Source organism: Eggerthella sp., from assembly GCF_048329335.1.
Classification (GTDB): Bacteria; Actinomycetota; Coriobacteriia; order Coriobacteriales; family Eggerthellaceae; genus Eggerthella; species Eggerthella lenta.
The window spans coordinates 1-1,029 of sequence record NZ_DBFEGU010000206.1; the positions used below are offsets into that span (position 1 = coordinate 1).

At 65.2% G+C, this 1,029-nt stretch carries 1 protein-coding gene and 1 tRNA gene; both read left to right on the forward strand.

Annotation, left to right across the window (positions count from 1 at the left end; genetic code table 11):
• On the forward strand, nucleotides 1-559 hold a 559-nt coding region (locus ACMO6A_RS06770; protein WP_418470979.1), incomplete at its 5' end, for an EamA family transporter.
• 57 nt (nucleotides 560-616) lie between these two features.
• Nucleotides 617-691 (forward strand) — tRNA-Glu (locus ACMO6A_RS06775).
• Nucleotides 692-1,029 lie beyond the last annotated feature (338 nt).

Sequence of the window (1,029 nt, forward strand, 5' to 3'; positions counted from 1 at the left end):
ACCCCGCCTCGCTGAAATCGTCGCGGCGGCCGTCATCCTCGGAGGCACCCTCTTGGCGAGCGGCCTGTTCTCGAACACGGTGGGTCATCTCGACCCGCTCGGCATCCTCTGCGCGCTGCTGTCGGCCGTCAGCTGCGCGACGTTCATGTTCCTGTCGGCGCGCGTCGGCTGCGACCTGCCGCCAATCGAGCGCGGACTCGTCGTGTGCCTGGGCGCGTGCATCCTCGGCTTCGCCGTGTGCCCCGACTACTTCTCAAGCGGCGCGCTGCAGGCCGGCATTTGGAAGTACGGGCTGATCCTGGGCGTATTCGGGCTGTTCGTGCCCGTGGTGCTGTTCGGCATCGGAACGCCGCACCTCTCGGCGGGGCTGTCCACCATCATGGCATCGTCGGAGCTGCCATGCGGAATAGCGATATCGGTGCTCGTCCTGTCCGAACCCGTGGACGCGCTTCAGACGGCCGGAATAGCCGTCATCATGCTGGGCGTGGCGGTATCGCAGCTGCCCAACCTGCTGCCGCAAGGCGCGTCCGCTCGCTTTCGAAAAAAACGCTTGCAATGACGCGCTCGCTTTGTAATAATGTTCAGGCTGCTTTTCCAGCTAGGAATCGCGCAAGCCGTCCCCATAGTCTAGAGGTCAGGACGCGGCCCTTTCAAGGCTGAGACACGGGTTCGATTCCCGTTGGGGGCACCACGAAATGCCAGGCCGGAAGCTCATCGCTTCCGGCCTTTTTCTTTGCCTGCGTCTTTCGTGTGCCAACATGTGCCGCAATCGACATGTTCGCGCTTCATCGGACCCGCCGCCGCGTGGGCGAGCCGGCGAACGTCGGACGCCGGAGAGCCTGCCGGATCAACCCGCTCCCGCGCATCGCCGTCGAGCCGCTCCCAGATGCGGCGATGCGATGGGCGCCCCGCACGCTCGCACCGAACGCCGCCCGTTTGCGGTATGATTATGACATGGACACCGACGAGAACACTGCGCGCCCGCTCGCGCCGGAAAACGAACCCGCCTCTATCGAGCTGGCGGACGCC